This is a genomic window from Achromobacter sp. HZ34 (assembly GCF_002209485.1).
GTDB lineage: Bacteria > Pseudomonadota > Gammaproteobacteria > Burkholderiales > Burkholderiaceae_B > Bordetella_C.
This window is the reverse complement of record NZ_NJIX01000001.1, coordinates 1,197,766-1,224,140: the sequence shown is the minus strand read 5'-3', so window position 1 is coordinate 1,224,140 and position 26,375 is coordinate 1,197,766. Positions and strand designations below refer to the sequence as shown.

24 protein-coding genes are annotated in these 26,375 nt (G+C 65.3%); 14 read left to right on the top strand and 10 right to left on the bottom strand.

Annotated elements, in window-relative coordinates; genetic code table 11:
• Nucleotides 1–13: 13 nt before the first annotated feature.
• Nucleotides 14–2,026: a hydantoinase B/oxoprolinase family protein gene (locus CEY05_RS05185; RefSeq protein WP_088596360.1), complete on the bottom strand. Its 2,013-nt coding sequence runs from the start codon at nucleotides 2,024–2,026 to the stop codon at nucleotides 14–16.
• Entirely contained in the window at nucleotides 2,023–4,074 is a 2,052-nt protein-coding gene (locus CEY05_RS05180) for a hydantoinase/oxoprolinase family protein (protein WP_088596359.1), read from the bottom strand. Before CEY05_RS05180 ends, CEY05_RS05185 begins: the two co-directional genes overlap by 4 nt.
• A gap of 108 nt (nucleotides 4,075–4,182) precedes the next feature.
• On the opposite strand from CEY05_RS05180, the gene CEY05_RS05175 reads away from it, so the two are divergent.
• Nucleotides 4,183–4,830: a helix-turn-helix domain-containing protein gene (locus CEY05_RS05175; protein ID WP_088596358.1), complete on the top strand. Its 648-nt coding sequence runs from the start codon at nucleotides 4,183–4,185 to the stop codon at nucleotides 4,828–4,830.
• Nucleotides 4,831–4,926: 96 nt separating this feature from the next.
• Nucleotides 4,927–5,178 carry a hypothetical protein gene (locus CEY05_RS05170; RefSeq protein WP_088596357.1) on the top strand — a complete coding sequence of 84 codons (252 nt, stop codon included), beginning with the start codon at nucleotides 4,927–4,929 and terminating at the stop codon, nucleotides 5,176–5,178.
• Here the strand turns inward: CEY05_RS05170 and CEY05_RS05165 are convergent.
• The gene (locus CEY05_RS05165; protein WP_088596356.1) at nucleotides 5,175–6,035 is read right to left on the bottom strand and encodes a helix-turn-helix domain-containing protein; all 861 of its coding nucleotides are present in this window, start codon (nucleotides 6,033–6,035) and stop codon (nucleotides 5,175–5,177) included. The two genes, CEY05_RS05170 and CEY05_RS05165, sit on opposite strands and share 4 nt — an antisense overlap.
• Nucleotides 6,036–6,223: 188 nt before the next feature.
• On the opposite strand from CEY05_RS05165, the gene CEY05_RS05160 reads away from it, so the two are divergent.
• Complete coding sequence (locus CEY05_RS05160) at nucleotides 6,224–7,438, top strand: MFS transporter (RefSeq protein WP_088596355.1); 1,215 nt, start codon at nucleotides 6,224–6,226, stop codon at nucleotides 7,436–7,438.
• Nucleotides 7,439–7,446: 8 nt separating this feature from the next.
• Here CEY05_RS05160 and CEY05_RS05155 read toward each other — a convergent pair whose 3' ends face one another.
• Nucleotides 7,447–8,454 carry a LysR substrate-binding domain-containing protein gene (locus CEY05_RS05155; RefSeq protein WP_158219255.1) on the bottom strand — a complete coding sequence of 336 codons (1,008 nt, stop codon included), beginning with the start codon at nucleotides 8,452–8,454 and terminating at the stop codon, nucleotides 7,447–7,449.
• 236 nt (nucleotides 8,455–8,690) lie between these two features.
• On the opposite strand from CEY05_RS05155, the gene CEY05_RS05150 reads away from it, so the two are divergent.
• Nucleotides 8,691–9,659, top strand: a complete 969-nt coding sequence (locus CEY05_RS05150) for a tripartite tricarboxylate transporter substrate binding protein (protein ID WP_088596353.1) — start codon at nucleotides 8,691–8,693, stop codon at nucleotides 9,657–9,659.
• A gap of 17 nt (nucleotides 9,660–9,676) precedes the next feature.
• Complete coding sequence (locus tag CEY05_RS05145) at nucleotides 9,677–11,437, top strand: gamma-glutamyltransferase family protein (RefSeq protein WP_088596352.1); 1,761 nt, start codon at nucleotides 9,677–9,679, stop codon at nucleotides 11,435–11,437.
• A 90-nt stretch (nucleotides 11,438–11,527) separates the two neighbouring features.
• Here the strand turns inward: CEY05_RS05145 and CEY05_RS05140 are convergent, their stop codons facing one another.
• Together CEY05_RS05140 and CEY05_RS05135 are read right to left on the bottom strand one after the other, a co-directional pair.
• Nucleotides 11,528–12,907, bottom strand: a complete 1,380-nt coding sequence (locus CEY05_RS05140; protein ID WP_088596351.1) for an MmgE/PrpD family protein — start codon at nucleotides 12,905–12,907, stop codon at nucleotides 11,528–11,530.
• Nucleotides 12,908–12,914: 7 nt separating this feature from the next.
• Complete coding sequence (locus CEY05_RS05135) at nucleotides 12,915–13,913, bottom strand: tripartite tricarboxylate transporter substrate binding protein (protein ID WP_088596350.1); 999 nt, start codon at nucleotides 13,911–13,913, stop codon at nucleotides 12,915–12,917.
• 205 nt (nucleotides 13,914–14,118) lie between these two features.
• Between CEY05_RS05135 and CEY05_RS05130 the strand changes: the two genes are divergently transcribed.
• Nucleotides 14,119–15,312, top strand: a complete 1,194-nt coding sequence (locus CEY05_RS05130) for an MFS transporter (protein WP_088596349.1) — start codon at nucleotides 14,119–14,121, stop codon at nucleotides 15,310–15,312.
• Nucleotides 15,313–15,393: 81 nt separating this feature from the next.
• Here the strand turns inward: CEY05_RS05130 and CEY05_RS05125 are convergent, their stop codons facing one another.
• A complete protein-coding gene (locus CEY05_RS05125) occupies nucleotides 15,394–16,341 on the bottom strand; it encodes a dihydrodipicolinate synthase family protein (RefSeq protein ID WP_088596348.1) in 948 nt (315 codons plus the stop codon).
• A 132-nt stretch (nucleotides 16,342–16,473) separates the two neighbouring features.
• On the opposite strand from CEY05_RS05125, the gene CEY05_RS05120 reads away from it, so the two are divergent.
• From CEY05_RS05120 to CEY05_RS05100, 5 genes are all read left to right on the top strand, one after another.
• Nucleotides 16,474–17,343, top strand: coding sequence for a LysR family transcriptional regulator (locus CEY05_RS05120; protein ID WP_088596347.1), 870 nt, complete (start codon nucleotides 16,474–16,476; stop codon nucleotides 17,341–17,343).
• Nucleotides 17,344–17,458: 115 nt separating this feature from the next.
• On the top strand, nucleotides 17,459–18,472 hold the full coding sequence (locus CEY05_RS05115) for a tripartite tricarboxylate transporter substrate binding protein (protein ID WP_088596346.1): 1,014 nt from the start codon (nucleotides 17,459–17,461) through the stop codon (nucleotides 18,470–18,472).
• Between the two features lie 95 nt (nucleotides 18,473–18,567).
• Entirely contained in the window at nucleotides 18,568–19,371 is an 804-nt protein-coding gene (locus CEY05_RS05110; RefSeq protein WP_088596345.1) for an alpha/beta fold hydrolase, read from the top strand.
• Nucleotides 19,372–19,392: 21 nt separating this feature from the next.
• Nucleotides 19,393–20,553 (top strand): alpha-hydroxy acid oxidase, encoded by a 1,161-nt coding sequence (locus tag CEY05_RS05105; protein ID WP_088596344.1) that lies wholly within the window; start codon nucleotides 19,393–19,395, stop codon nucleotides 20,551–20,553.
• A gap of 84 nt (nucleotides 20,554–20,637) precedes the next feature.
• Nucleotides 20,638–21,117, top strand: coding sequence for a VOC family protein (locus tag CEY05_RS05100; RefSeq protein WP_088596343.1), 480 nt, complete (start codon nucleotides 20,638–20,640; stop codon nucleotides 21,115–21,117).
• 59 nt (nucleotides 21,118–21,176) lie between these two features.
• Here the strand turns inward: CEY05_RS05100 and CEY05_RS05095 are convergent, their stop codons facing one another.
• Complete coding sequence (locus tag CEY05_RS05095; protein WP_088596342.1) at nucleotides 21,177–21,590, bottom strand: Rrf2 family transcriptional regulator; 414 nt, start codon at nucleotides 21,588–21,590, stop codon at nucleotides 21,177–21,179.
• A gap of 131 nt (nucleotides 21,591–21,721) precedes the next feature.
• On the opposite strand from CEY05_RS05095, the gene CEY05_RS05090 reads away from it, so the two are divergent.
• On the top strand, nucleotides 21,722–22,627 hold the full coding sequence (locus CEY05_RS05090; protein WP_088596608.1) for an NAD(P)/FAD-dependent oxidoreductase: 906 nt from the start codon (nucleotides 21,722–21,724) through the stop codon (nucleotides 22,625–22,627).
• Here CEY05_RS05090 and CEY05_RS05085 read toward each other — a convergent pair.
• On the bottom strand, nucleotides 22,617–23,516 hold the full coding sequence (locus CEY05_RS05085; protein ID WP_233161358.1) for an AraC family transcriptional regulator: 900 nt from the start codon (nucleotides 23,514–23,516) through the stop codon (nucleotides 22,617–22,619). The genes CEY05_RS05090 and CEY05_RS05085 overlap by 11 nt on opposite strands.
• A 160-nt stretch (nucleotides 23,517–23,676) precedes the next feature.
• Between CEY05_RS05085 and CEY05_RS05080 the strand changes: the two genes are divergently transcribed.
• A complete protein-coding gene (locus CEY05_RS05080) occupies nucleotides 23,677–24,435 on the top strand; it encodes an SDR family NAD(P)-dependent oxidoreductase (protein ID WP_088596341.1) in 759 nt (252 codons plus the stop codon).
• A 107-nt stretch (nucleotides 24,436–24,542) separates the two neighbouring features.
• Here CEY05_RS05080 and CEY05_RS05075 read toward each other — a convergent pair whose 3' ends face one another.
• On the bottom strand, nucleotides 24,543–25,325 hold the full coding sequence (locus tag CEY05_RS05075; protein ID WP_088596340.1) for an SDR family oxidoreductase: 783 nt from the start codon (nucleotides 25,323–25,325) through the stop codon (nucleotides 24,543–24,545).
• 97 nt (nucleotides 25,326–25,422) lie between these two features.
• Here CEY05_RS05075 and CEY05_RS05070 point away from each other — a divergent pair, with 97 nt between their 5' ends.
• Nucleotides 25,423–26,337: an AraC family transcriptional regulator gene (locus CEY05_RS05070; RefSeq protein WP_088596339.1), complete on the top strand. Its 915-nt coding sequence runs from the start codon at nucleotides 25,423–25,425 to the stop codon at nucleotides 26,335–26,337.
• The last annotated feature ends 38 nt before the right edge of the window (nucleotides 26,338–26,375 follow it).

The following is a 26,375-nucleotide window of genomic DNA, read 5'->3' as shown; positions in this document are numbered from 1 at the left end:
GCCAGGCTCCTTATCAGGCTGCTGCGCGCGCCGCGATATCCGCCGGCCGGGGCAGGTCGGCATAGCGCTCGGCCAGTGTGGCGTAGATGCGGTCGATATCGGCCGCGCCGCCATCGGCCGGTGGCGCGGTGTCCTTCAGCGCCGCGAACATCTGGTGCTTGACGTAATGCCGCCAGCTGACCGGCAGTGCTGCCATGATACGAGTCATGGCGTCATAGCGGGCGTTGGTCCAGATGCTTTCGAAGCGGCTGCGGCCCGGACCGAAATCGAAGTGGCCGTCCTGCTTCTGTTGATCCGCCCGCAAGCCGCGGGTGGCGGCCTCGTCGACCGTGAGGTCCTCGCCCAGTACCACGCCGTAGGCATTGCGCGCATGGGCGATCGACACGAAGCCGCAACGCACGTCCTCGATGACCTGCTCGACCGGCCGTTCGTACGGATGGCCGTAGCCGCCACCGGCCGGCCCTTCCAGCCGGATGACGTCACCCGGCGCGCAGTTGACCAAGTCCGTGTTGCGCAGTTCTTCCGGCTTGTCCGAATCCGGATTGCGGGTGAAGCGGGAGTTGGCGCCGGCCTTGCCGCCCACCACGCCCCAGGCCGCCAGTTCCGAACGGTTGCGGTTGCGCGCGGTGACCACGCCATTGGGCGCCAGCACGCGGAATTCCATGGTGGCCGCGTTGCCGCCGCGCAGGCGGCCCGCGCCGCCGGTATTGGGCACCAGGCCGTAGCGGATGATCTCCACGGGTACCTCGGCCTCGTTGATTTCCACGGGCGTATTCTTCAGGAAGGCGTTGTTGGCGCCGCAGCCTTCCACGCCGTCGTACTCGGGCCCCGCGCCGGCACCGCCACCGCAAGGTCCGATGGACGACAGCACCTGGCGTCCTTCACGCGTGGCGGTCTTGACGTTGAGCAAGGTCGAGCCGCCCGCCGGGCAGGCCGGCAAGCGCTCGGGCAGGGCTCGGTTGAACACGCCGAACGTGCAGGCCTGGATCACCGCGGCCATCAGGCTGCGCATGCCCACCGCGGCCGGTGCATGCGGATTGACCACGGAGCCTTCGGGCAACACTGCATGGCACGGACGCACGGAACCGAAATTCAGCATATTGCGCGGCGCCAGGGAATGCATGACGTAGATCAGCCCCACGGTGATCACCGAGTGGTGGCCATCGCCGCCCGTCGGCACGTTCAGCGACGACGCCACTTGCGGGTCGCTGCCGGTAAAGTCCAGCGTCAGCTCGTCGCCGCGCACGCGCAGCGTGATATGGATGCGGCAGGGATAGCCGCCCACGGAGTCCTCGTCGGCGTACTCGGAAAATTCGTAGTCGCCGTCGGGAATCTCGCTGATCAGCGCGCGGGTCTGCTGTTCCGCGTAATCGAGGATGTCCTCCGCGCCCTGCATGAATTCCTCGACGCCGAAGCGGTCGATGATTTCGTGCACCTTGCGTTCGCCCACGTTCAGCGCGGCGATCTGGGCGTTGAGGTCGCCCTGGTTCTGGTCCGGCATGCGCACATTCACTTCGAGAATGCGCAACAGCTTCTCGTCGATGACACCGTCGCGCATCAGCAGCATGGGCGGGATGCGGATGCCTTCCTGGTGCACCTCGGTAAGGGTGCGCGACAGCGAAGCCGGCACCGCGCCGCCCATATCGGTATTGTGGATGTGCGTGCCGACGAAGCACACCAGCCGGCCGTCGCGGAAGATTGGCTTCCACACGTGCATGTCGGGCGTATGGGTGGAGACGAAGCCGCTGTAGGGGTCGTTCGTCAGGTAGATGTCGCCTTCGCGGTAATCGTCGGTCATCTGGATCACGCGTCCGTAATCCAGGCCCGTGTACCAGGTGGCGCCAAACGTCTTGGGCGACGCGAAGGTCTTGCCCGACGGCGTCATCAACTGGGCCGAGAAATCCTCGGTTTCCTTGACGAAGGTGGAGTAGGCCGTGCGCATCAGCGTGTAGCCCATGGCCTCGGCGGCGGCGGTGCAGTGGTTGGCCAGCACCTGCAGGCGGAAATTGTCCACGGTATGGCTCACGACGCATCTCCTTCGGCGCTGATGCGCAGATTGGCGTATTCATCGACCCGGCACACATGGCCGGACGGGATGACCGTAGTGCAATCGTCCTGGGTGACGATGGCCGGTCCGTTGAACTGCTGGCCGGCGCTCAAGGCCGTGCGGCTATAGAGATCGACATCGCGCGAACCGCCATCCAGCCAGACGGCCACCCGGCGCTCCGGCGTCGGCGTGCCCGGGCGCGGCTCCTGGCGCGGAAAGCGCGGCTTGTCGTTGTTGCCGGAAATCACCACGCGCAGGCTGACCACTTGGACCGGTGCGCGCTCGTCGGCGTGCCCATAGAGGCGGCGATGCATCTCGTGGAAGGCCTGGCCCACGCCCGCCACATCGCCGGCCGCCAGATGCGCGGGATCCAGTTGCGTGTCGATTTCGTAGGATTGGCCGCGATAGCGCATCTCCGCCGAATAGACCAACTCGGCCTGGTCGATGTGGCCCTGTTCCTGGCGCAGCCATTCTTCGGCGCGCGTACGCAGCGTGGTGAATTCGTCGCGGATGGTGGCCAGGTTGGCGGGTGTCAGGTCGGTATAGACGGTCTTGAGGAAATCGCTCTTGAGGTCGGCGATCAGCCCACCGAGTGCGCTGAGCGTGCCGGGCGAGGGCGGTACGACCACTTCCTTGACGCGGATTTCGCGCGCCAGGAAGCAGCCCAGCATGGGACCGGCGCCGCCGAAAGCCAGTACGGCGTATTCGCGCGGGTCGATGCCGTAGCGCGAGACCAGGCCGCTGACTTCCGAATACATGCCCGACACCGCGATCTGGATGATGGCTTCGGCGGTTTCCTCGATGCCGCGGCCCAGGCGGTCGGCCAGCTCACCGACAGCCTTGCGCGAGGCCTCGACATCGACTTCGACCGCCTTGTAGCCGAGGTCGGAATGCCCCACCAGGCCGCAGCAGACGAAGGCGTCCGTGATGGTGGCGCGCGTGCCGCCGCGCCGGTAGCAGGCGGGCCCAGGGCGCGAGCCGGCGCTTTCCGGTCCGACCTTGAGCACGCCCAGCGGGTCGACCCAGGCGATCGAGCCGCCGCCTTCGCCCACCGACGATACGGATACCGAGGGAATGTGGATCTGGAAGTCGCCGATCAACTCGCCCACACCGTATTGCGGCTTGCCGTCGATGATGACCGCGATGTCGGCGCTGGTGCCACCGATGTCCAGGCTGAGGCAGCGGGGAATGCCGGCGGTGGCGGCGACGTGGGCCGCGCCGATCACGCCGGCGGCGGTGCCGGACAGGATCATCTGCACGCAATCGCGCTTGCCCTGTTCGGCGGTCATCACGCCGCCGTTGGACTTGGTCAGGCGCGGTTCGGGCTGCACGCCGACGTTTTTCAGGGCGGCTTGCAGGGAGCCCAGGTAGTGCGCCACGCGCGGCTGCACATAGCCGCCGATGACCGCGGTGATGGTGCGCTCGTATTCCCGGATGATGGGCCAGGTCTCGCTGGAGCACGATACCGGCAGGTCGGGCGCCAGCGTGGCGATGAGTTCCTTGACGCGTAACTCGTGCGCGGGATTGCGGTAGGCATGCAGCAGGGAGATGACGATGCCCTCGGCGCCCGCCGCCTGGGCCGCGCGCACCGCGCGTTCCACGCTGGCTTCATCCAGCGCTTTGCGCACGGAGCCGTCCGGCGCCATGCGCTCGTCGATGCCGAAGACCATGCTGCGCTTGATCAGCGGCGTCGGCCGGCGCGACAGCAGGTGGTACATGTCCGGCGTTTTCAGGCGCGCCAGTTCCAGCACATCGCAGAAATTCTGCGTGGCGAACAGGGCCAGCTTGAGCCCCTTGCGCTGGATGACGGTGTTGATGCCGACCGTGGTGCCGTGCGTGAAATAGCTGATCTGGCTGGGTTGGATGCCGTAGCGTTCGCCCAGCATGCGCACCCCGGCAATGACTTCTTCGCCCGGCTGGTCCGGACGGGAGAAAACTTTCAGGCTCTTGATTTCGCCGCTGTCTTCATCGAAGACGGCGAAGTCCGTGAATGAGCCGCCGATGTCGACGCCAACTCGATACCCCATGAATACCCCCGGATTTTGCTGATCTCGTAAGGGAAGGCCCCTTGCGGACCATCGCAAGATGCTCTATCATTTTTCACTAGATGAACAATACTTTCACCCAGTGATCAAATGAATGATAATAGGTCGGTCCAGAGGTGTCTAGCCGTTTTGCGCGCTTTTCGCGCCGGCCCCGGGCAATCCCTAACCACGCTGTCGCAGACCGTCGATCTGCCGCATGCCACGGTGCTTCGTCTGCTGAATACGCTGCAAGGCGAGGGCTACGTGCGCAAGGAGGGGACGCGTTGGTCGTTGACGCCGCAACTGCTGGAAATAGGATTCGCGGCGCTGGCCAATACGGGCGTCGACGATCTGATCCAGGCTTCCCTGCAGGCGCTGGCGGACCGCTGCGATGGCACGGTCAATATCGGCGAGCAGGCCAAGGACAATGTGATCATCATCGCGCGCGCCAGCTCGGCCTCGGAACGCCGCAAGATCGTGGTCGTCAATTTGCGGGTGGGCAGTGCCCTGCCATCCGATAGCGCGCTGGCGTCGGCGTTGGGGTTGCCCCCCGTGCAATGGGCCATCGCCAAATATCCCGACCGTCGTGTCACCACCGTGGGCATTGCTTTGTTCACCAGCGAGACACGCGCCTTGTCATTGGGGCTTTCGGTCAATGACGAAGACTACGACGCGGCCCGTATCGAGTCCGAATTGCTGCCGCTGATGCGCAGCGAACGCGACCAGATACTGCGACTGATGCATCTCGGTTCGGTCTGAGACATTAATCGGGTTGGAGTTACTGACCTGTCGGCGCGTGCAAGAGTGCGGCGCGCGGGGGCAGTTCCTTCTAACCTGGTCGCGGAAGCCTGAGAAATGTCTTATCAGTTCAAACTTATCTATAACTTGCAGGATGCCTCACGCCACGAAAACCTGACTGACGAGTTATTGAGATTGTTGAAGTACAACGGCTGTGACGATGTCGAGTTGGCGTGGAAGCAGGGCAACTTCGTGGCGCTCGCATTCGATCGCGATGCGTCCAGCATGGACGATGCGGTGGCCCAGGCTGTCCTGGAGGTCAGCCGCGTGGTGCGTGTCGACCAGTTGGTGCGGGTGCAGGCGGGCTAGCCGGCGTCATCGCGCTGCGCGATGGCCGCGAAATACTTTCCCGGGGGTTTACCCAGGGATTTCTTGAACATGCTGATGAAGGCCGTGACCGAGTCGTAGCCCAGTGCTTCCGCCACGCGCTGCACGGACTGGCCGGCCGACAACTGATGCAAGGCGACGATCAGGTGCAACTGCTGGCGCCAGCGGCCGAAGGTCAAGCCGGTCTCGTGCCGGATCAGGCGAGCGAGGGTTCTTTCGCTGGTGGCGACAACCTGGCCCCATTGCGCCAGGGTGCGGCGGTCGGCGGGATCGTCCGACAGCATCTTGGCGATGCGCTGCAAGCGCGGTTCCGTGGATGTAGGCAGGCGCAGGTGTTCACGTGGCATGGTCGCCAATTCTTCCAGCAGGACCATGGCCAGGCGGCCGGTGGGGCTATCCACCTCGTATTCGGACGGCTGGTCCGCCAGATGCAGCACCAGTTCGCGCACCAGCGGCGAGATGGCCAGGGTGCAGCAATGATCGGGCAGGCTGGACGCGCCCGGCTGGACGAACAGATAACCCATGTGTGCATTGGCGGTGGCGCGGATGCTGTGCGGAAGTTCGCTGGGCACCCACACCGCGCACGTGGGCGGCACCATCCACACGCCGTCCGGCACTTCGCACACCACGCCACCACGCAGCGCCACCACCAGTTGCCCCTGCGGGTGGCGGTGGGTCGGCACTTCGGCGCGGTGATCCGCGGACCGCACGCGCACGCCGAATATCGGACCGAGCCGGGGGCTTTCCTCGAAGATCTTCAGGGGGCCGAGCAGGACGCCGTCCGGTGAGGGGGACGCCGTGAGGGCCAGCCGGGGGGCCGGGCGGGCGCGGGTGGGCATGTCGATGCGCTCCGCGCTGGTGCACGCGGGCTGGGAGTGGATGGGGGAGTGGCAGGATTCAGCGATTTCTTGTCATCTTAGCTGAATTCATAACCCTTCCAGCGGCGTTATGGTTAGGCACCGTGCCGACCCCGCCCATGAGTGGTGCAAGACGCGTGGCACAGGCAATCCCCAACGACATACAAGCAATGACAAAACCCGAAATCTCGCCCAAGTCGCTGGCGCGGCCGGCCATCCTGGTGGCCGGGCTGCTGCTGGTGGCCAGCAATCTGCGCGCGCCGGTCACCGGGCTGGCGCCCATTCTTGACCTGCTGCAAGCCCATTACGCCCTGTCCTCCGCGCAAGCGGGGATGCTGACGACGCTGCCCTTGCTCGCCTTCGGCTTCATCTCGCCGTTCGCGGCCTTGTTCGCCCGCGAATATGGCCTGGAACGCACCTTGTTCGCGGCCTTGTGGCTGGTGGCCGTCGGCCTGCTGGCGCGCTCTGCCGGCCCCCTCTGGTGCCTGTATCTGGGTACGGCGCTCAGCGGCGCGGGCATAGCCGTGGGCAATGTGCTGCTGCCCAGCCTGGTCAAGCGGGACTTTCCCATGAAAGTGCCTGTCGTCATGGGCGTGTGCGCGCTGGTGATGGGCGGTACGGCAGCGCTGGTCTCCGCTTGCGTGGTGCCCTTGGCGGCGGCCTGGGGCTGGCAGGGTGCGCTGGTCGCCGTGATCGTTTTTCCGATCGCGGCCGTGGCGGTGTGGACCACCCAGCTTGGCGCGCATACCGGCCCGGCCCGCGGCACGGCGGCGCCGCCCCATGGCGGTCCCGTCTGGCATTCCGCCCTGGCGTGGCAGGTGACGCTGTTCATGGGCCTCAATTCGCTGCTCTATTACGTCTTGATCAGCTGGCTGCCGGCCATCCTGGCCGATGCCGGCTATACGCCGGCTGAAGCGGGCGCCGTCCATGGCGGCATGCAATTGGCGTCGGCCGTGCCCGGCATCGTGCTGGCGCCGCTGGTGGGGCGCATGAAGGACCAGACCCGCGTGGCGGCCGGCATGGCGCTGATGATGGCCGTCGGCCTGCTGGGCCTGCTGCTCGTACCGTCGGGCGCCACCGCGTGGACGCTGTTGTACGGCTTCGGCTCGGGCGGCGGCATCCTGCTGGCGCTGATCTTCATGGGCCTGCGCGCCGCCAGTGCGCGCCAGGCGGCGGCCTTGTCCGGCATGGCGCAATGCGTGGGCTATACCCTGGCCGCCTGCGGTCCGACCTTGACGGGCAAGCTGCACGCGTTGACCGGCAATTGGACCTTGCCCCTGGCCATAGGCGTGGTCCTGGCGCTGCTCATGGCGGCGTTCGGCGCGCTGGCGGGGCGCGCGCGGCAGATCGGCGACCTGACGGTGACCGAGAAGCGGATGGCGTGAGATCCCGCTCAGGCGGGCAAGGGCTCCAGCGCCAGCCGCGCATGCTGCCATTCCTGCGTGCGCACCATGCGCCGCATCATCTCGATCAGGAGCGTGCGCACCACATTGGCGGCCGGCCGCGTGATGGCATTGGTCGACATGCAGACGTACAGATCCCGCTTGAGTGGCGCGCCTTCGATCGCGCGAAGATGGAAGCCGCAGGCCTCGATCTCCGCGCTGGCGACAGCCGCCCAGGGCAGGATGGCCCAGCATATGCCCGCCTTGACGCAGCGTAGCGCCACGCCGACGGATGCCGCTTCTGCCACCACGCGATAGGGGATGGACAGCCCTTTGCACAAGTGATCCACCTTGTTGCGTATGGAAGAGGGCGCGCGCGGCAGGATGAAGGGCAGGTCGGCGAAGTCGGCGACCGCCATCGGCGTATCGTCCTGGGCTGCACCGGGTCCCACCAGCAGCATGTCTTCGCTGATCACATGCAGCGCGTCGAAGGTGGGATTGCCGCCGCCGCCATTGCCATTGCCACCAGGGCCACTGCCGGCGCCGCCGTACCCGCTGCCGCCGATATGTCCGACGTCGGCCAGGATCGCGACGTCCATCTTCTGTCCCGCGATCGACGCTGCCAATGCGTCAGGCGCGTCCTCGACGATGGTCAGGGTCAATTCGGGATGCACGCGCGCCAGGATTTCCAGCAACTGCGGCGCCAGCAGCGGCGCTTCGCTGCGCGGCATCCCCAGCGTCACCGATTCCGGCAGCCCCAGGCCGTGGGTGTTGACGGCGGCTTCGGCCAGCTCCACCTGGCGCAGGATGACTTTCGCGTGTTCATAAAGAATGCCGCCGGCGGGCGTGCACTGCACCCCGCGCGCCTCGCGCACCAGCAGCTTTACGCCGAAGTGCAATTCCAGATTGGAAATATGGTGGCTCAACGATGACTGGGAGACGTGCAGCGCGGTCGAGGCCGCCGTCATATTGCTGAGTTCGACGATCTTCGCGAAGTAGCGGAGTTGCCGCAGATCCATAACGTTTTCCCTTAAACCGTGGCCGCGCGGCATGGCCGCATAACCACGATCCTCCCTCTGGGGGAGCCCCTTGAAACTCCCAGCGATGGACATTTCCGATGCCGGGTTGAAGATTTGCTATTTGTCGCAGGCCCGCGCCCGGCTGCATAGTGGCGCCAGAGACCGGTGCGGCGCAGCGTCGATGTAACCGCGCAGGCTCATATTAAAGCTCGGGCCCGAGCCCGCAAGGGGAAATAATGAAACGACTGATCCATACCGCGGTCCTGGTATGCGCGGCGGCCTTAGGCTGCGCGGCGCAGGCCCAGGGTTATCCCGATCGTCCCATCCGCATGCTGGTGGGGCAATCGCCGGGTTCGGCGACCGATATCGTGGCGCGCATGCTGGCGGCCAAGATGGGCGAAACGCTGGGCCAGTCCATCGTGGTGGAAAACCGCGCCGGCGCCGGTGGGGTGGTGGCCGCGACATCGATGGCGCATGCGGCGCCCGACGGCTACTACATCCTGATGACGACCGCCTCGCAGACCAGCCTGGCGCCTTCCCTGATGAAGGAAGTTCCGTACGATCCTTTCAAGGACTTCACGTACATCGCACCGGCCACCGACGTGGCCATGCTGCTGGTGGCCAGCCCGGGCAGCGGCATCAGGACGTTCCAGCAGATGGTGACCAAGGCCAAGGCGGCGCCGGGCAAGATCGATTTCGGCAGTTCCGGCCTGGGATCCGCATCGCAGCTGTCCCTGGAAATGGTCGCGCAGTTGACCGGCATCCAACTCGCCCACGTTCCCTATAAAGGCTCGGCGCCCGCCATCACCAGCGTCGTCGCCAATGAAACCAGCCTGCATGTGAACGCCCTGGGCAATCTGATGCCTCTGGCCAACGCGGCCAAGGTGGTACCGCTGGCGGTGCTGACCGATACGCGTAATCCCCAGATGCCCGATGTGCCGTCGCTGACCGACCTGAAGCTGAAGATGCCGCGCGTGCCGGCATGGATAGGCTTGATCGGGCCGGCCAATCTGCCGCCGGCCATCGTCAAGACGCTTGCCGACGCCATGCACAAGGCGCAGGCCGATCCTGAAATCAAGCAGAAGTTCACCGAACTGGGACTGCTGGCCTTCGAAGGGTCGGGCGCGGATTTCAAACAGCGTGCCGAAGAAGACGGCAAGGTCTGGGGCAAGTTGATGCGCGACCGCGGGATCAAGGGCGAATAGCCGAAGGACACTGTTTCATGCCTATAGATGCATTCTCAACCACCGACCACATCCAGCAATCGCCTTTCCTCGCGCACCGCACGCTGGTCGCGGCAACCCGTCATGCCGCGTCGGCGGGCCACTATCTGGCCGCCCACGCCGCCTTTCGGATTCTCGAAGCCGGCGGCAATGCCGTTGACGCCGGCGTCGCCGCGGGCCTGGTCATGGGCGTGGTGCAGAGCGATCAGGTCAGTGTCGCCGGCGTGGCGCCGATGATGATCTATCTGGCGCAAGAGCGACGCCTGATCACCATCGACGGGCTGGGCACCTGGCCGGCGGCGGCGACGTGCGAGTTCTTCGCCAGTAACTACGGCGGCGTCGTACCGGAAGGCGTCCTGCGCACTGTCGTGCCGGCCGCGCCGGCGGCATGGCTGCAGGCTTTGCGCGACTACGGCACGATGCGTTTCGGCGAGGTTGCCAGCGCCGCCATCCGCTTCGCGCGCGATGGCTTCATCATGTATCCCTTCCTGGCTTTCTGGATCGAGCAGTCGCGGGAGAAGTACCGGCGCTGGGCCTCCAGCGCCGAAATCTACCTGCCGAACGGGCAGCTGCCCAAGGTCGGCGACCTGTTCGTGCAGTCGGACCTGGCGCGGTCGCTGCAATACATGGCGGACCAGGAGCAGGCGCGCGGCGGCAGCCGCGAGGATGGCCTGGCGGCCGCCCACGATGCCTTCTATCGCGGCGACATTGCCCAGGCCATCCTCAAGTTCCATCGCCAGGAGGGCGGGCTGCTGAGCGCGGCCGACCTGGCCGGCTATCGCCCGCAAGTGGGCAAGCCCCTGAGTACGCGCTTCGGTGACATGGATGTCTATTCCTGCGGCTACTGGTGCCAGGGGCCGGCCCTGCTGCAGTCGCTGGAGATCCTCAAGCACGTGGACCTGGGCGCCATGGCACACAACTCCGTGGAGTACGTGCATCATGTGGCGGAGGCCCTGAAACTGACGTTCTCGGATCGCGAGCATTATTACGGCGATCCGGATTTCGTGGCGGTTCCGCAGACGCAGTTGCTGGACCCTGCGTACGGCCTGCAACGGCGTAAGCTGATCGATGCGCGGCGGGCGTATCCCGGCATGCCGTCGCCGGGGCGTATCGACGGTTTTCCGTTGGACTTCGTGTCGCCGGCCGTGAGCCGGGGTGACCCGCCGCCGCCGTCGGACACATCCTATGTTTGCGTGGTCGACAGCAAGGGCAACGCGTTTTCCGCCACGCCCAGCGATCCGTCCAATGACACGCCGGTGGTGCCGGGCACCGGTCTATGTCCGTCCTCGCGCGGGTCGCAGTCGCGCGGCATTGCGTCGCATCCGTCCAGCGTGGCGCCGGGCAAGCGGCCCAGGCTTACGCCCACGCCGGCCATCGCCATGCGTGAAGGCCGCATGGTGATGCCTTTCGGTACGCCGGGCGGCGATGCGCAGGTGCAGTCGATGCTGCAGTATCTGCTGAACGTGAGTGTGTATGGCATGGATCCGCAGCAGGCCATCGAGGCGCCGCGTTTCATTACCTACAGCCATCCTGATTCGTTTTCGCCGCATGGCTACTATCCGGCGCGCCTGTGCCTCGAGGGCCGCTATCCGCGCGAGACCGGCGCGGCCCTGGCCGCGCTGGGACACGATGTCCAATGGTGGCCGGACTGGATGTGGAAGGCGGGCGGCGTGTGCGCGATCCAGTCGGACATGCAGACCGGGGTACATCGCGCCGGCGCCGATCCCCGGCGCGCGGCGGCTTATGCCGTGGGATGGTGACGTGGCGGTGGCGTCAATGCTGACGCCGCCGTTGCTTCACGGGCGGCGCCAGCAGCGGCTCCAGCGCCACCGCTGACGCAGGCGCCGGCTTCACTTCGCGAAGGCGGAAAAGTCCACTTTCGCGCTGTCGAACACCTTGTCGATGTGAGCCAGCAAGGCATCGCTGTCGCTGGCCGTCAGGCCGCCGTAGGCGCAGTTCGCGTGGAACTTGCGCGTCAGGTCGTCATCGCTGAGCGGATGATCGACGCCGCCCTTGAAATAGCCCTGGCGGAATTCGTGCACCTTGCCGTCGGTCAGGGTCACCTTCACGTGGCCGGTGAACTGCCTGGGATAAGGATTCTCCGGATCGACCACGTAGGTCACCTTGCGCGCCAGGCCCACGATGGACGGGTCCTTGACGATCTCGTCGTCATACTCGCCCAGGCCGGCGTCGCCCCGCAGGATGGCGACCGCGATGGCGTAAGGCACGCTGAACTTGGCGGCATAACCGTTGGGCGGCGCCTGCTTCAGGTCCAGCGGTTCCCACAAACGATGCAGCACGCCTTCGGCCGCTTCGCATTCGATGCTGGCGATGGCGGCCGGGTCCAGGCCCAGCTTGCCGAATTCGCGCGCGCAATCGATGTAGGGGTGGCACATGGTGCCGCAGGCATAGGGCTTGAACGCGATGGTGGGCCAGATCCATTTCTGGCCGAAGCCGTCCAGCATGGCGTCGAAGTTGCCGTCCATGGTGTTGGCGAAACCATGGAACACGCCATGGCTGCCTTCGAACACCGTGCGCGGGCCCTTGAAGCCGCCCAGCGCCAGGCGCACCGCACGGTAGCCGGATTGCGCTGCCCAGCCGGGATGCAGGCGTTTGGTCCAGGAGCCGTCGGCCAGGTATTCGATGATGCCCGACGACAGGCTGCCGGCTATGCCGAAGGCGTCGGTCAATTGCTGCTCGGTCAGGCGCAGGGCCGCGCCGATACCCGCCACGGCGCCGAACACGCCGAATACCGCGGTCGGATGAAAGCCGGCCTTGTGAACCTTGGTCGGTGCCACGGCGCAGAGACGGCACATCACTTCCGCGCCGACGGCCACGCCGCGCAGGAAGTCGCTGCCGCTCATGCCATGGCGCTCGGCGGCGGCCAGCAGGGCGGGCACGATGACTACGCCGGCGTGTACCGGGCCGCCTTCATACGTATCGTCGAAATCCTCGCCGTGCGCGGCGGTGCCGTTGACGAAGGCGGCGCCTTCGGCGCCCAGGCGGCGCGCATGGCCGAAGACGGTGCAGGGGCCGTCCTGGTCCAGGGCGTCCAGCGATGCGCGCACATAAGGTTGCGCGCGCGCGGCGACCGCGATGCCGGCGATGTCCATCAACATGCGGCGGCCGGTGGCGCGGGCTTCGGGCGACTGCTCCGGCCGCGCGTTGACGATGCCTTGGGCAAGGCGTTGCGAGATCGAGACTGCGGGTGAGGAATGGTTATCGGACATGATGGTTTCAATCCAGGGAAATATTGTTCTCGTGGGCAACGCGCTTCCAGGTGGCGATGTCCTGGGCGATGTAGTCGCCGAACTGCTGTGACGTCATCGCCATGGGATCCACGCCCAGGTTTTGCAGGCGCTGCTTGAAGTCGTCGGACTTCAGGATGTCGTTGACGGTCTGGTTGAGCTTGGCGATGACTTCGGGGGCCATGCTGGCGGGGCCCATCAGGCCGTACCAGGTGGTTGCCTGCATCTTGGGATAGCCCTGTTCGGCGAACGTGGGCACATCGGGGATGGTGGGGTTGCGCTTGTCGCCCGTCACCGCCAGCGGCACGGCCTTGCCCGACTTGATGACGGCCTGGCCCGCTGCGACGCCCGGGAACACCGACTGCACGCGGCCACCGATCATGTCGGTCTGCGCTTCGGTCATGCTTTTGTAGGGCACGGACAGGTCCTTGAAGCCGGCTTCGGCCTTGAACTCCTCCATGGCCAGATGGTTGAGCGTGCCGTTGCCGGACGTGCCATAACTCAAGGTGTCACCGTGCGCCTTGGCATAGGCAACGAATTCCTGCAGCGTCTTCGCGGGCACGGCAGGGGTGGTCAGCAGCACGTTGGCGGTGCCGCCGATCATGGCGATGGGCGTGAAGCTCTTGACGGGGTCATAGGGCGTCTTGCGCACGGCCGGGTTGGTGCCGTGAGTGGCGACGTAGGCCACCATCAGGGTGTAGCCGTCCGGCTTGGCGCGCGCGGTATCGGTGGTGCCTATCATCCCGCCGGCGCCGCCCTGGTTGTCGACGTAGAACGTCTGGCCCAGGCGCTTGCTCAATTGCTCCGCCAGGGAGCGGGCCATGATGTCGACGCCGCCGCCCGCGCCCTGGGGCGCGATGATGCGGACTTTATGGTCGGGATAGGTGGATTGCGCGTGGGCCGATGGCGCCAGTGGCGCAAGGGCCAGCAGGGTCAGCGCGGACAGGGCGCGCGTCAGCCTGCGGGCCGGTGGGTGGGGCTGGTGCATGGGGTGGTCTCCTCTCGGGCTCCGCGGGGGGACGGAGCGTTTTCAAAAAATTCGGTCCCGGGTCTGTCTTGACCCGTGGATTGTTGTTGAATTGTCTGATCGTATACGAAATACAATTTTCAAAAAAGGGGAGCTAACCCGGAATGGCCATTCATCTGTGACATCATCGAGGGGTCTTTTTGTCAGCTTCCAGCCTTCCCGTTTCATGAAAAGCAGCGAAAACGTCTTGCCGCGCACGCCGGCGAGCGCCGATCTCCAGGCCGCCCGCCGGGCCACCTGGGCCACCATGGCCCAATTCTTCGTCAATGGCGCCACCTTCGCGACCTGGGGCGTATGGATACCGGTGCTCAAGACCAGCTTCCAGGTGTCCGATGCCGTGCTGTCGCTGGCCATGCTGGCCGTCTCGGCCGGCGCCATCCTGGCGATGAGTGGCGTCGGCCGGTGGGTGGGCAAGGCAGGCAGTGCCCGTGTTCTGGCCCTTAGCGGCGTGGCCTATTCGATCCTGCTGGTGATCATTCCATGGGCGACGTTTTTCCCCTTGCTGCTGGTGATCCTGGTCCTGTTCGGCATGGGCATGGCGGCGTTCGACGTCGCCATGAATGTGCAGGCGGCCACGGTCGAGGCGCGGCTGGGCAAGCCGGTGATGTCCACGCTGCACGGCATGTTCAGCCTGGGCGGCATGGCTGGCGCGGGGCTGGGGGGATTGCTGATGGGGGCGGGCGTATCGCTGCAGGTCCATGGCGTCGTGATTGCCGCGATGACGGTGCTGGCTGCGTTGCTGGCGAGGTCCTACCTGCTGACCGATGCCGAATCGCATGCGGCCGAAGGCCACGCGATGGCGAGCGGCGGCATTCCGCGTGTGCTGTGGATCCTGGGCACGGTGGCCTTCCTGGGGCTGGTGTGCGAAGGCGCCATGTATGACTGGGCTGCCGTCTATATGCGCGATGTGGCCGGCGCGCCGACGGCGCAAAGCGGCTACGGCTATGCCACCTTTGCCACCGGCATGGCGGTGGGCCGCTTCAGCGCGGACCTGCTGCGGCGCCGTTTCAGCGACGAGCGATTGATGGGGGTCAGCGCCTGGCTGGGTTGCATCGGCATGACCCTGGTGATCGCGGCGCCGTGGCCCTGGCCCAGCCTGATCGGTTTCACCCTGATGGGCCTGGGGGTGGCCAACCTGATGCCTTTCTTCTTTTTGGCGGGCGCCAAGCTGCCGGGCATGAGCCCGGCGGCCGGTGTCGCCGGCGTGGCGCGTTTCGCCTATGTCGGCATGCTGTTGGGGCCACCCTTGATCGGCGGCATCACCCACGCCACCTCGCTGCGCGTCGCCTTGGCGCTGGTGGCGCTGACGATGGGATGGATCGCGCTGGCGGGCATACGGCGCGTGTGCCGCCTGGGATGAGGGCGCCGCGCGGCACGCAGCCGGCGCGGGCGCACTGCTGGGATTGCCGCTGCTGCCGCTACTGCCGCGGCTGCCGGATCCTCACTCCACCGCCAAGGCCTTGGCATTCGGCACGGTGAATCCGTCCGCCTGCAGGGCCGCGGCCAGCTTGCCGGCCTGGGCGTCGTCCAGTTCCACCAAGGGGGGCCGCACGGTGGCCCACGCCGCGTCGCCCGAATGATCGGCCAGGGTGCGCTTCATGGCGGGGATGATGGGCACGGATTGGAAGATGGCGCGTGTCTTGTCCAGCGCGGCCTGCTGCGCGTCGGCTGCCTTGGCGTCTTCGTTCCACGTGCGGTAGAGCCGGTTGATGGCACCCGGATTGACGTTGCCGGTGGCGGTGATGCAGCCGGCGCCGCCGCCGCGCATATTCGCCAGCAGGAAGGTTTCGCTGCCGGCAAACACGCTGAAGTCCGGGCTCTGGAAGTGTTCCAGCATGAGCTGGGTGTTGTTCCAGTCGCCCGAGCTGTCCTTGATGCCGGCGATGATCTTGCCGTGGCGGGAGATCAGGCGCTCGATCAGGTTGGCGGACAGGGGCACCTGGCTGACCGGGGGAATGTGATAGACGTACAGGCGCAGCCTGGCGTCGCCGACCTGGTCGATGACCGTCGAGAAAAAGCGGAACAGGCCTTCGTCGCTGACACCCTTGTAGTAGAACGGCGGCAGCATCAGCACGCCGGCGCAGCCCGCTTGCACGGCGTGCGAGGTCAGCGCAACCGTTTCGGGCAGATTGCACAGGCCGGTACCCGGCATCAGCACCTCACCCGGGATGCCGGCTTCCAGGAGCGCCTGCAGCAAATCCTGCTTCTCCTGCACGGACAGGGAATTGGCTTCGGAATTCGTGCCGAAGATGGACAGGCCCACGCCCTGGTCCACCAGCCAGCGGCAATGCTTGATGAAACGCCTGGCGGACGTCTTGCCTTGCTTGTGGAAGGGGGTCAATACCGGTGAGAACACACCGGTGAGCGCGCCGGCGGCGGTTACGGTCATTGCTGGTCTCCTGGTTTTGTTATGGATGCGACGATGGCGGCCGACCATTATTCCTTGGCCGTCCTGGATCATGGCATCACTCCGCTAATATTCAAACATTAAAAATATTAGCGTTCGAGACAAGGGCTAGCCATGGACACCCGTTATCTGCAAAGCTTTGTGGCCATCTGCGACCACGGGTCTTTCGCGGAGGCGGCGCGCCTGTTGAATCTGACGCCGGCGGCCCTGGCGGCGCGCATCAAGACCCTGGAAGAGGAAATCGGCACGCCCTTGCTGACCCGTGCGGGCCGGGTGGCGCGGCCCACCGAGGCGGGCGTGCGCGTGTTGGAGCGGATCCGTGCGATGCTGAAGGACGCGCGGTCATTGCGGGCCATCGCCAATAACGATGAACAGTTGGGCGAACTGCGGCTGGGGGTGGCGACGTCCACGCTGGCGGAACTGACGCCGCAATTGCTCAAGCGCCTTTATGGATTGCATCCGACGCTGCGTATCTATGTGGAGTCCGGGGCGTCCACATATCTGTACAACCGGGTGGTGTCGCGCGATATCGATGCGGCGATCATGGCCGAGCCGGTGCATGCCGCGCCCAAGGGGTTCGAGTGGCTGCTACTGAAAGAAGAGCGGCTGGTGCTGATCGCGCCCCCGGAGATGAAGGACGCGGATCCGAATCATCTGCTGGCGACGCAGCCTTTTCTGCGTTTCGACCGGTCCTTGCGGGGCGGGCAGGCGGTGGAAACGTATCTGCGGCGCCACGGCATCCAGCCGCAGGAGCGGCTGGAGATCGACACGCTTATCACCATCGCCTATCTGGTACGCGATGGTGTCGGCGTATCGCTGGTGCCGGACTGGTCGCCGGGATGGCTGGACAGCCTGGGCCTGGCCCGCACGGTCCTGCCGCAGGCCACGCCGATGCGGCGCATGGGGGTGTTCTGGGACGCCAACGGCGTGAACGCGGGCATGGTCCGCACCCTGCTGGAAGAAGCCCGGCACCTGCCTGTGTGAATGGGCCAGCTTCGCTGAAACCCGCATAAAAGTTATATCTTGAATATCAAATAATCTTCCCTACGCCCGATACCTGTTTCCTAGAATCTGCAAAAAAAGCACAAGGAGACAGGCGATGCGTTCGATTCAGGTGACTTCGGTCGGCAGGCGGGTAGCACGGCATATATTGCGGACATTCGCCGCGGCGGCATTCGGCGTGGCCGTCTGCACCGACGCCGCCAGCGCGGCGTATCCCGACCACCCCATCCGGCTGATCGTGCCCACCGGCGCGGGCGGTATCACGGATGTACTCGCCCGCCTGGTGGGCCAGCACCTGGGCAACCAGCTTGGGCAACCCGTCGTGGTGGAAAACAAGGCTGGCGCCAGCGGCGTCATCGGATCGCAATTCGTGGCGCAGGCCAGCCCGGATGGCTATACGCTGTTGTTCGCGTTTCCCACGCACGTCGCCAATCCCAGCACCATCAAGTCCCTGCCTTATGACACCGCGACCGCTTTCGCGCCGATCGGCCGGGTGGGGCAGGTGACGGAGATCCTGCTGGTCAACCAGGATAGCGACATGCATAGCGTCGAAGATCTGCTGAAGAAGGCGGGCGCCGGCGCCGCGCGTAACCGGCTCAATTACGGGTCCGTTGGCGCCGGCAGCCAGGGCGATCTCTGCACCCTGGTGTTCGAATCCCAAGCCAGGATCAAGATGGAATCCGTGCCTTACAAGAGCGAGCCGGAAATGCTAACCGCGCTGATGCGCAATGACGTCCAGGTGGCGTTCACCTCGGTTCCCGCCGCCTTGCCGCAGATCCGCGCCGGCAAGGTGCGGGCCCTGGCGGTATCGTCGGCACAGCGGCTGGCATTGCTGCCAGACGTGCCCACTGTGGCCGAAGCGGGCCTGAAAGGCTACGACGTCACGGGATGGAACGGGCTGTTCGCGCCCAAGGGGACACCCAAGCCCGTCATCGATGCACTGAACCATGCCTTGAACCAGGCCTTGAAGGACGCCAAGGTGAAGGAGCAGTTCCAGTCCCTGGGCGTACCCGTCCTGGGCGGCACGCCGGAACAATTGCAGCAAGCGGTGGTGCGCGACATCGCGATGATCAAGGAGACGCTGGGCGCGGTGGGGTATGCGCCACAATAGCGTTGCAGGCCAGGGCATAACCTGTCGGCCACTCCGTTTCATGTCCTCTTTCCTGTCCTGTTTCCTGGAATTTGAATTCTTCTGGAGCTTTACCAATGCCTTTCCTGGACCTTGCCCCCGACTTCAAGCCTTACTACGAAATTCATGACGCCACTGACCCGTGGACGCATCCGCAGACGGTGCTGTTCATCCACGGTTTCACGGAAAGCACGGAAGCCTTCCGAGCCTGGGTACCGTATCTCTCACGCAAGTACCGCGTGGTGACGTATGACCTGCGCGGCTTTGGCAAGACGGCGGCGGTGGACAGTGAGTTCAAGTACTCCACGGACCTGTACGTGGACGACATGGTGCGCGTCATCAATCGGCTGGCGGGCGAGCCGGTACACATCGTGGGATTCAAGAGCGGCTGCATCAGCACCATGCGGCTGGCGGCAACACGGCCGGATCTGGTCCGATCGATCACCTTGGCATGCCCACCCATGGTCGCCCCCGGCGGCGCGGATTGGCAGCCTTTCATGGAAGAACATGGCATGCGCGCATGGGCACGCAAGACCATGCCGGCGCGGCTGGGCAAGGACTCGCCGCTGCGCGCCATCGATTGGTGGACCGACCTGATGGGCGCCACCTCGATCACCACGGCGCGTGCTTACCTGCGCTGGGTGGGAACCACGGAAGCGGGCAAGGACATGCCGGCCATCAAGTGTCCCGCGCTGGTGATCATGACCCAGCTGTCGGCGCAGACCAATGCGGCCGCGGGACAGGTGCCGCCCGAGGTCGTGCGCAAGGGCATGCCGCAGGCGGAAATCCTGTTGCTGGACCTCGATTGCTACCATCCGGCGGCGTCGCACCCCGACGTATGCGCACCCGCCATGCTGGCGTTCCTGCAAAAGCTGGCCTGATACGAGGGATGTAGCGCCGTCATGGACCTGGACCGACGACTCGCGGCTTGTCTGAACCTGCATGATTTCGAGGAACAAGCGCGCCGTCGTCTGCCTCGCCCGATTTTCGGGTACGTCCATGCTGCCGCGGAAGATCGCCATGCCTACGACGGCAATCGCGCGGCCTTTCGCAAGCATCGCCTGGTGACGCGCGTGCTGGTGGATGCGACGGCGCGCAGTGCGGCAGTGGACCTTTTCGGCGTCCCTTACGCGCAGCCCTTCGGCATGGCGCCCGTCGGGCTCAGCGCGCTGTACGCTTATCGCGGGGATTGCGTGTTGGCCGAGGTGGCGGCGCGCCGCGGCATTCCCATGGTGATGAGTTCATCGTCGTTGATACCCATGGAGGAGGTCGTCCGCGTCAATCCCCAGGCCTGGTTCCAGGCCTATGTGCCGGGCGATCGCGCGAAGATGGAAGCGTTGATCGCGCGCGTGCTGAAAGCCGGCTTCCGGACCTTGGTGATCACCGTGGATACGCCTGCTTATCCCAACCGGGAAGCCTACGTTCGCAGCGGTTTCACCAGCCCCCTGGTCCCGTCGCTGGGCCTGGCGTGGCAGGGGGTGATGCATCCCGCGTGGACGGTGCGGACCTTCCTGCGCACGCTGCTGCGGCATGGGATGCCGCATTTCGAGAACAACTACGCGGAACGGGGTGTGGCCATCATCGCGCGCAATGTGGAGCGCAGCTTTGCCGACCGCGGCAATCTGGGCTGGGATCATCTGGCCCGGATACGCGAGCTGTGGCCGCACAAACTGGTGGTCAAGGGCGTGCTCGATGTGCGTGATGCGATCCTGGCGCGCGACGTGGGGGCGGATGGCGTCATCGTGTCCAATCACGGTGGCCGTCAGCTCGACGATGCCGTCGCGCCCCTGGACGTGCTGCCCGAGATCGTGCGCGGCTGTCCTGGAATGCCGATCATGCTGGACGGCGGCATTCGCCGTGGCACGGACGTCCTGAAGGCCCTGGCCCTGGGCGCCGCGTTCGTCTTCGTCGGCCGCCCCTTCGCCTATGCGGCCGCGACAGGGGGCAGGGCAGGCGTGGAGCGCGCGGTAGACCTGCTGGCCGCGGAGCTCGACAGGAATATGGTGATGCTGGGCGTGGGCCGGGTGGGTGATCTTGGCGTGGGGCATCTGAGGCCGGCTTGATCGACGGTCCCATGGATGTTAAAGAGGAAGCTCACGAGGAGATCCATGCGGATATCCGCGCGGAAAGCCAGGAGGAGACCCACGATGATCAGCAAGAACACGATTTGCCTGTGGTTCGACGGTACGGCGCTGGAGGCGGCTACGTTCTATGCCCGGACGTTCCCCGACAGCAAGGTGGACGCGATACATCGCGCGCCGGGCGATTATCCCTCGGGCGAGCAGGGCAGCGTCCTGATGGTGCAGTTCACGGTGCTGGGCATTCCTTGTGTCGGCCTGAACGGGGGGCCGGCGTTCAAGCATACGGAAGCGTTTTCCTTCCAGGTTTCCACCGAGGATCAGGCCGAGACCGACCGCTATTGGAATGCCATCGTCGGCAACGGCGGCCAGGAAAGCGATTGCGGCTGGTGCAAGGACAAATGGGGCTTGTCATGGCAAATCACGCCCCGTGTCCTGATGGAGGCGGTGACCGATTCCGATCGTGCAGCGGCGCAGCGGGCCTTCACGGCGATGATGCAGATGAAGAAAATCGATGTCGCCGCGATCGAGGCCGCGAGGCGTGGCTGAGCCGGACCACGGAGGCCCGGCCTTCATCCACGACCAGGCGGAGTAGCGCCGCAACCCGCCTACTTGTCGAAGTCCTCGGCCAGCATCGCCAGGGTTACCGCACCGAACTTTTCCAGTATGGCCTGTTCGGCCTCGTGCAAGGTCGCGGACAGGTGCGCGTTGACGGATCGCTCGACCAGGCATTCAGGGTGATCCTCGGACACCAGTTCCGAAAACAGGGGCGGCTCGCCGACGGCGCGATAAACGTCCAGCAGGGTAATGCTGGCCAGGTCTGCCGTGAGCGCCCAACCGCCGCCATGTCCTTTTTCCGATTGCACATAACCTTGTTCGCGCAGTCCGCCCAGCAGGCGGCGCACGACGACGGGATTGGTTCGCAACATCGACGCGATATCGTCCGACGTCAGCGGCCCTTCGGCATGCGCCATATGGAGCAGGGCATGCAGCACCCGCGACAGGCGGCTATCGGTTCTCAAGGCAATCTTTCCAATTCATGAAACTTATTGAGTTGCATGAAATGTAGCACATGGATATCATGTAACTTCAAAAGTTTCGTGATGCGTTCGACCATGTCCGCCGCATCACTGGTGATTCAGAGAGGATGCATATGAAAGTGGACTATGACGTGATCGTCGTCGGCGGCAGTTTCGCGGGGTTGTCCGCGGCCATGCAGCTGGCCCGGGCGCGGCGCCGCGTGCTGGTGGTGGATGGACGCAAGCCGCGCAACCGCTACGCCGAGCGCTCGCACGGATTCTTCGGCCAGGATGGCAAGGCGCCCGCCCAGATCGTTGCCGAAGCGCAAGCTCAACTGACTGCCTATCCCGGCGCAAGTGTGATCGCCGGCAAGGTGGACAGCGCGCAATCGCTGGACGGCCATTTCGTCGTCACGCTGGACGACGGCAGCCGTCACGCCGGTGCCCGCGTGATCCTGGCAACGGGAATTCGCGACGAACTGCCGGCGTTGGCTGGGTTGCAGGAACGGTGGGGCCTTACCGTGATGCATTGTCCCTACTGCCACGGTTTCGAAGTCGCCGGCCGTGCGCTGGGCGTCTTGGCGACCAGCCCGCTATCCATTCATCAAGCCATGTTGATCCCGGATTGGGGCCCGACGACCTGGTTCACCCAAGGCATCGTGGAGCCCACCGCGGAAGAAACCGCGGCTCTGCAAGCGCGCGGCGTGCGTATCGAGCCCGCGCCGGTCGTCGAGGTGCTGGGCGAGGCACCCGCCATCACGGGCTTGCGCCTGGACGATGGCCGCGTCGTCGCCATCGACGCCTTGTTCGTCGGCACGCGGACGCATATGGCCAGCGACCTGCCGGACCAGCTGGGCTGCGCCTACGACGACGGGCCCATGGGACCGGTGGTACGGGTGGATGGCTGGGGCCAGACCTCCGTGCCCGGGGTATTCGCCGCGGGCGACATGGCTGTGCTCATGACCAATGCCACCTTCGCGTCGGCGTCCGGTGTGAAGGCCGGTGTCGCGGCGCACCGGTCCTTGATATTCAAGGACTGATGGCCGCCATGCTGGTCGCGTCGCGTTTCGGCGGCGCGCCGAACATGCGCGCGTATTCACGGCTGAAATGGGACGGGCTTTCATAGCCGACGGCCACGGATGCGGTTTCCGCGTTCATGCCCTGGGAGATCATCAAGCGGCGCGCGTCGAGCAGGCGCAAGCGCTTCTGGTACTGCAGCGGCGTCAAGGACGTCAGCGCCTTGAAGCGGCGGTGAAAAACCGTCACGCTCATTTGCGCGGTGGCGGCAAGCTCCGCGATACGTATGGTCTCGCGGAAGCCGTCGCGCAGCATGTGCACCGCATTCAGCAGGCGCTGCGAGGGCCCCTGGCCCAGGGTCATGCGCGCCACCTCGTTGCCATGGGGACCGGACAGCAGCCAATAGCAGATCTCTCGCATGATGACGGGATACAGCGTGGGTATTGCTTTCGGTGTATCGAGCAGTCGCACCAGGCGCAGGGCGCAATCGGACAGCGGCCCCTCGAAATCCGTCACGAACACGCCCAGCGCGGGCTCGTCGTTGAAATTCGGCGGCGTCGCCATCTCGTCCGCCACGCTGCGCATGATCGCCAGGTCGAGTTCGAAAGCCAGGACCAGGCAAGGTTTGCCTGGACTGGCTTCGACCACCCGGCCCACCGATGGGGTTTCGACACCGACCACCAGCGCCTGGCCGGCTTTGTATTCCAGCCGCTGGTCGCCGAAGCTGGCCCATTTCGCGCCCTGGGCCACGATGCACATCGCTGGCCGGGAAATCATGTGGACAGGCGGCTTCGGATGATCGGTCCGCATGATCACCATGGTCGCTATGGGCGTCATGAAGGGACTGGGACCGCTCCGGCTTTCGGTATAGCGCAAGATGGCTTTCGCCAATTCGTCCAGCATCTCGGACATCTCTTTCGGGTAAGGCGCTTTCAGGGGGGTAAGCCACTGTATTGCACGCGGCAGGAATGGGCAAGAAATCGCCGCGTTCCGGTATTCATCGACCGTGGGCCGGCCATCAGAATGAACTCCTATAAGCATTCCTGCTTAGCCTTTCCAGGGAGTCATCGATATGCAAACCTCCAAAGTGGCGATCGTTACCGGCGGCAGCCGTGGGATCGGTCGCGATGCCGTACTGCGCCTGGCCCACCGGGGCGTGCGCGCGATATTCACGTTCCGCGCAAACCGGGCCGAGGCCGACAAGGTGGTCCAGCTGGCTGCCGCGGCCGGGGCGCCAGCCATTGCGCTCGAATTGGACGTGGGCGACGCCAGCACCTTCGACGGTTTCGTCCAGCAAGTCCGCCAAGCCCTTGGCGCCATGGGTGCCGAGAAGTTCGACTATCTGGCCAACAACGCCGGCACGTCGTCCAGCGCCAGCCTGGAGACGATCACCGAGGCGGAAATGGATGCCCTCTACAACGTGCATTACAAGGGGGTGCTGTTCCTCACGCAAAAACTGCTGCCCTTGATGAATGACGGCGGCCGCATCGTCAACGTGTCGTCGGGGCTGGCGCGTTTCGCCATGCCCGGGCGCATCGGCTATGGGCCCATCAAGGCCGCCGTCGAAGCGCTGACGCGCTATATGGCCGTGGAACTGGCCCCGCGCCGTATCGCGGTCAATGTGGTTGCGCCGGGCCCGATCGCCACCGATTTCAGCGGCGGCGTCGTGCGCGACAATCCTCAGGTCAACCAGGCCATCGCCGAACACACGGCCCTGGGGCGTGCCGGATTGCCGGAGGATGTCGGCCCGGTCATCGCGGCGCTGCTGTCGGATGAATTCGGCTGGGTGAATGCCCAACGCATCGAGGTGGCCGGCGGCATACATATCTGAAGCATGCCGGCGCTGCAGCATGCGGGAGCTGCAGCATGCCGGGGCGCGCGTCAACCAGGTGCTCGCCCCTCCATGCAGACTTGTCCGCCGCATGCCGCCGCCACCTCTTATCCCAGGGCGTAACCCTTCAGGCCTTTCGCGGTCTCCACGGCGTCCGCGCCGGCCGGGATGCGCATGGGGCTGGCAGGGTCGGTGGCGGCACGAAATATTTCCTTCGCCACGTCGATCGATTCCGTGATGGGTGCGTCGGGATTGTCTTCGAAGGACTTGAACATCTGCTGCACCATCTCGGCATACGGTTCGGAGAACCCGTCTTGCATCCGCGTACGTTGCATCCGCGTACGGGCGTTGTCGCCGAACGCGGTGCTGGGCGCACGGCCCGGCAGCACCACGCGCACCCGGACATTGAACGGCGCCAGTTCCAGCGCGATCACTTCGGTGAAGGCGTTGACGGCCGCCTTGCTGGCCGTGTAGATGGACAGCAGATGCAGCGGGCGCAAGGTCACCGTGGAGGTGACGTTGACGACCACGCCTTCCTTGCGTTCGCGGAACTGCGGCAGCACCGCCTGCGTCATCGCCATGGTACCGAAGGTATTGGTCTCGAAAATGTCGCGCACGGTGGCCATAGGCGTGCCTTCCAGCGCGTTCAGGAAGCCGATGCCGGCGTTGTTCACCAGCACGTCGATCGGTCCCGCCGTTTCCACGGCGCGGCGGATGCTGTCGGGATCGGTCACGTCCAGCGCCACGATGCGCAGGCGATCGGACGCCGGCAGCACGTTCTTGTCGGGCGTGCGCATGGTGGCGACGACGCGCCAACCCTGGTCGAGGAAATAGCGGGCGGTTTCCAGGCCGAAGCCGGTCGAGCAGCCGGTGATGAGGACGGTCTTCATGAGAACTCCAGGAATGGATGCGGTATCGACAAGATAAAGGTCGGCGGCCGGACTCGCTACAATCAAAAGTCCATTGTTCGTTTGTGATCGTCCAGCCATGACCGACCCTCTTGCCGATATCGTCACGCTGCTCCAGCCCGATGCGGCCTACTCCAAACTGGTCAGCGGGGCAGGGCGGTGGCGGGTGGGACGGTCCGTGGACGGTGTGCCGTTCTATTGCGTGATCCTGGAAGGGTCTTGCCGCCTGGAGATGAACGGCAATGCGCCTATCCTGCTGCAAGCCGATGATTTCGTGCTGGTACCGGAGCTGTACGACTTCGCCACGTCCAGCCTGGAGCCGCCACCGCCCGGGGTGCCCAACTCGATGCCCGTCGCCCTGGCGCCCGGGCGTTTCCATGTGGGCGAGGAAGGCGCGCCGACCGATGTGCAGATGCTGGTCGGACATTGCAGTTTCGGTTCACCGGACGCGGACTTGCTGGTGTCGCTGTTGCCGAACCTCGTGTTGGTGCGAGGCGAACGCCGCTTGTCGACGCTGGTGAAACTGGTGCGGGAAGAATCGCGTGAACAGCGGCCGGCACGTGATCTGGTGCTGGCGCGGCTGCTGGAGGTGCTGTTGATCGAAGCGCTGCGGTCGACGAACGCGGCGGCGGAGACGGCGGGCCTGGTGCGCGGTCTCGCGGACACGCGGCTGTCGGTGGCGTTACGGCAGATGCACGAAAGTCCTGAAAAGCCCTGGACCGTCGCCCAGCTGGCGACGGCCGCGGCGTTGTCCCGCTCGGCGTTCTTCGATCGCTTCAGCCGCATCGTTGGGGTGGCGCCCATGGAATATCTCCTGTCCTGGCGCATGGCATTGGCCAAGAACATGTTGCGGCAGAAGGGCGGCGGTGTCGCCAAGGTGGCGGAGCGGGTAGGGTATGGCTCCGCCAGCGCGTTCAGCGTCGCCTTCACGCGCTACGTCGGACTGCCACCCACGCAATATGCGAATGGACAGGCTGCTCGCGACAGCGCTTGACGGACTCGGCGTCCGGCTTATAATTGAGCAACTACTCA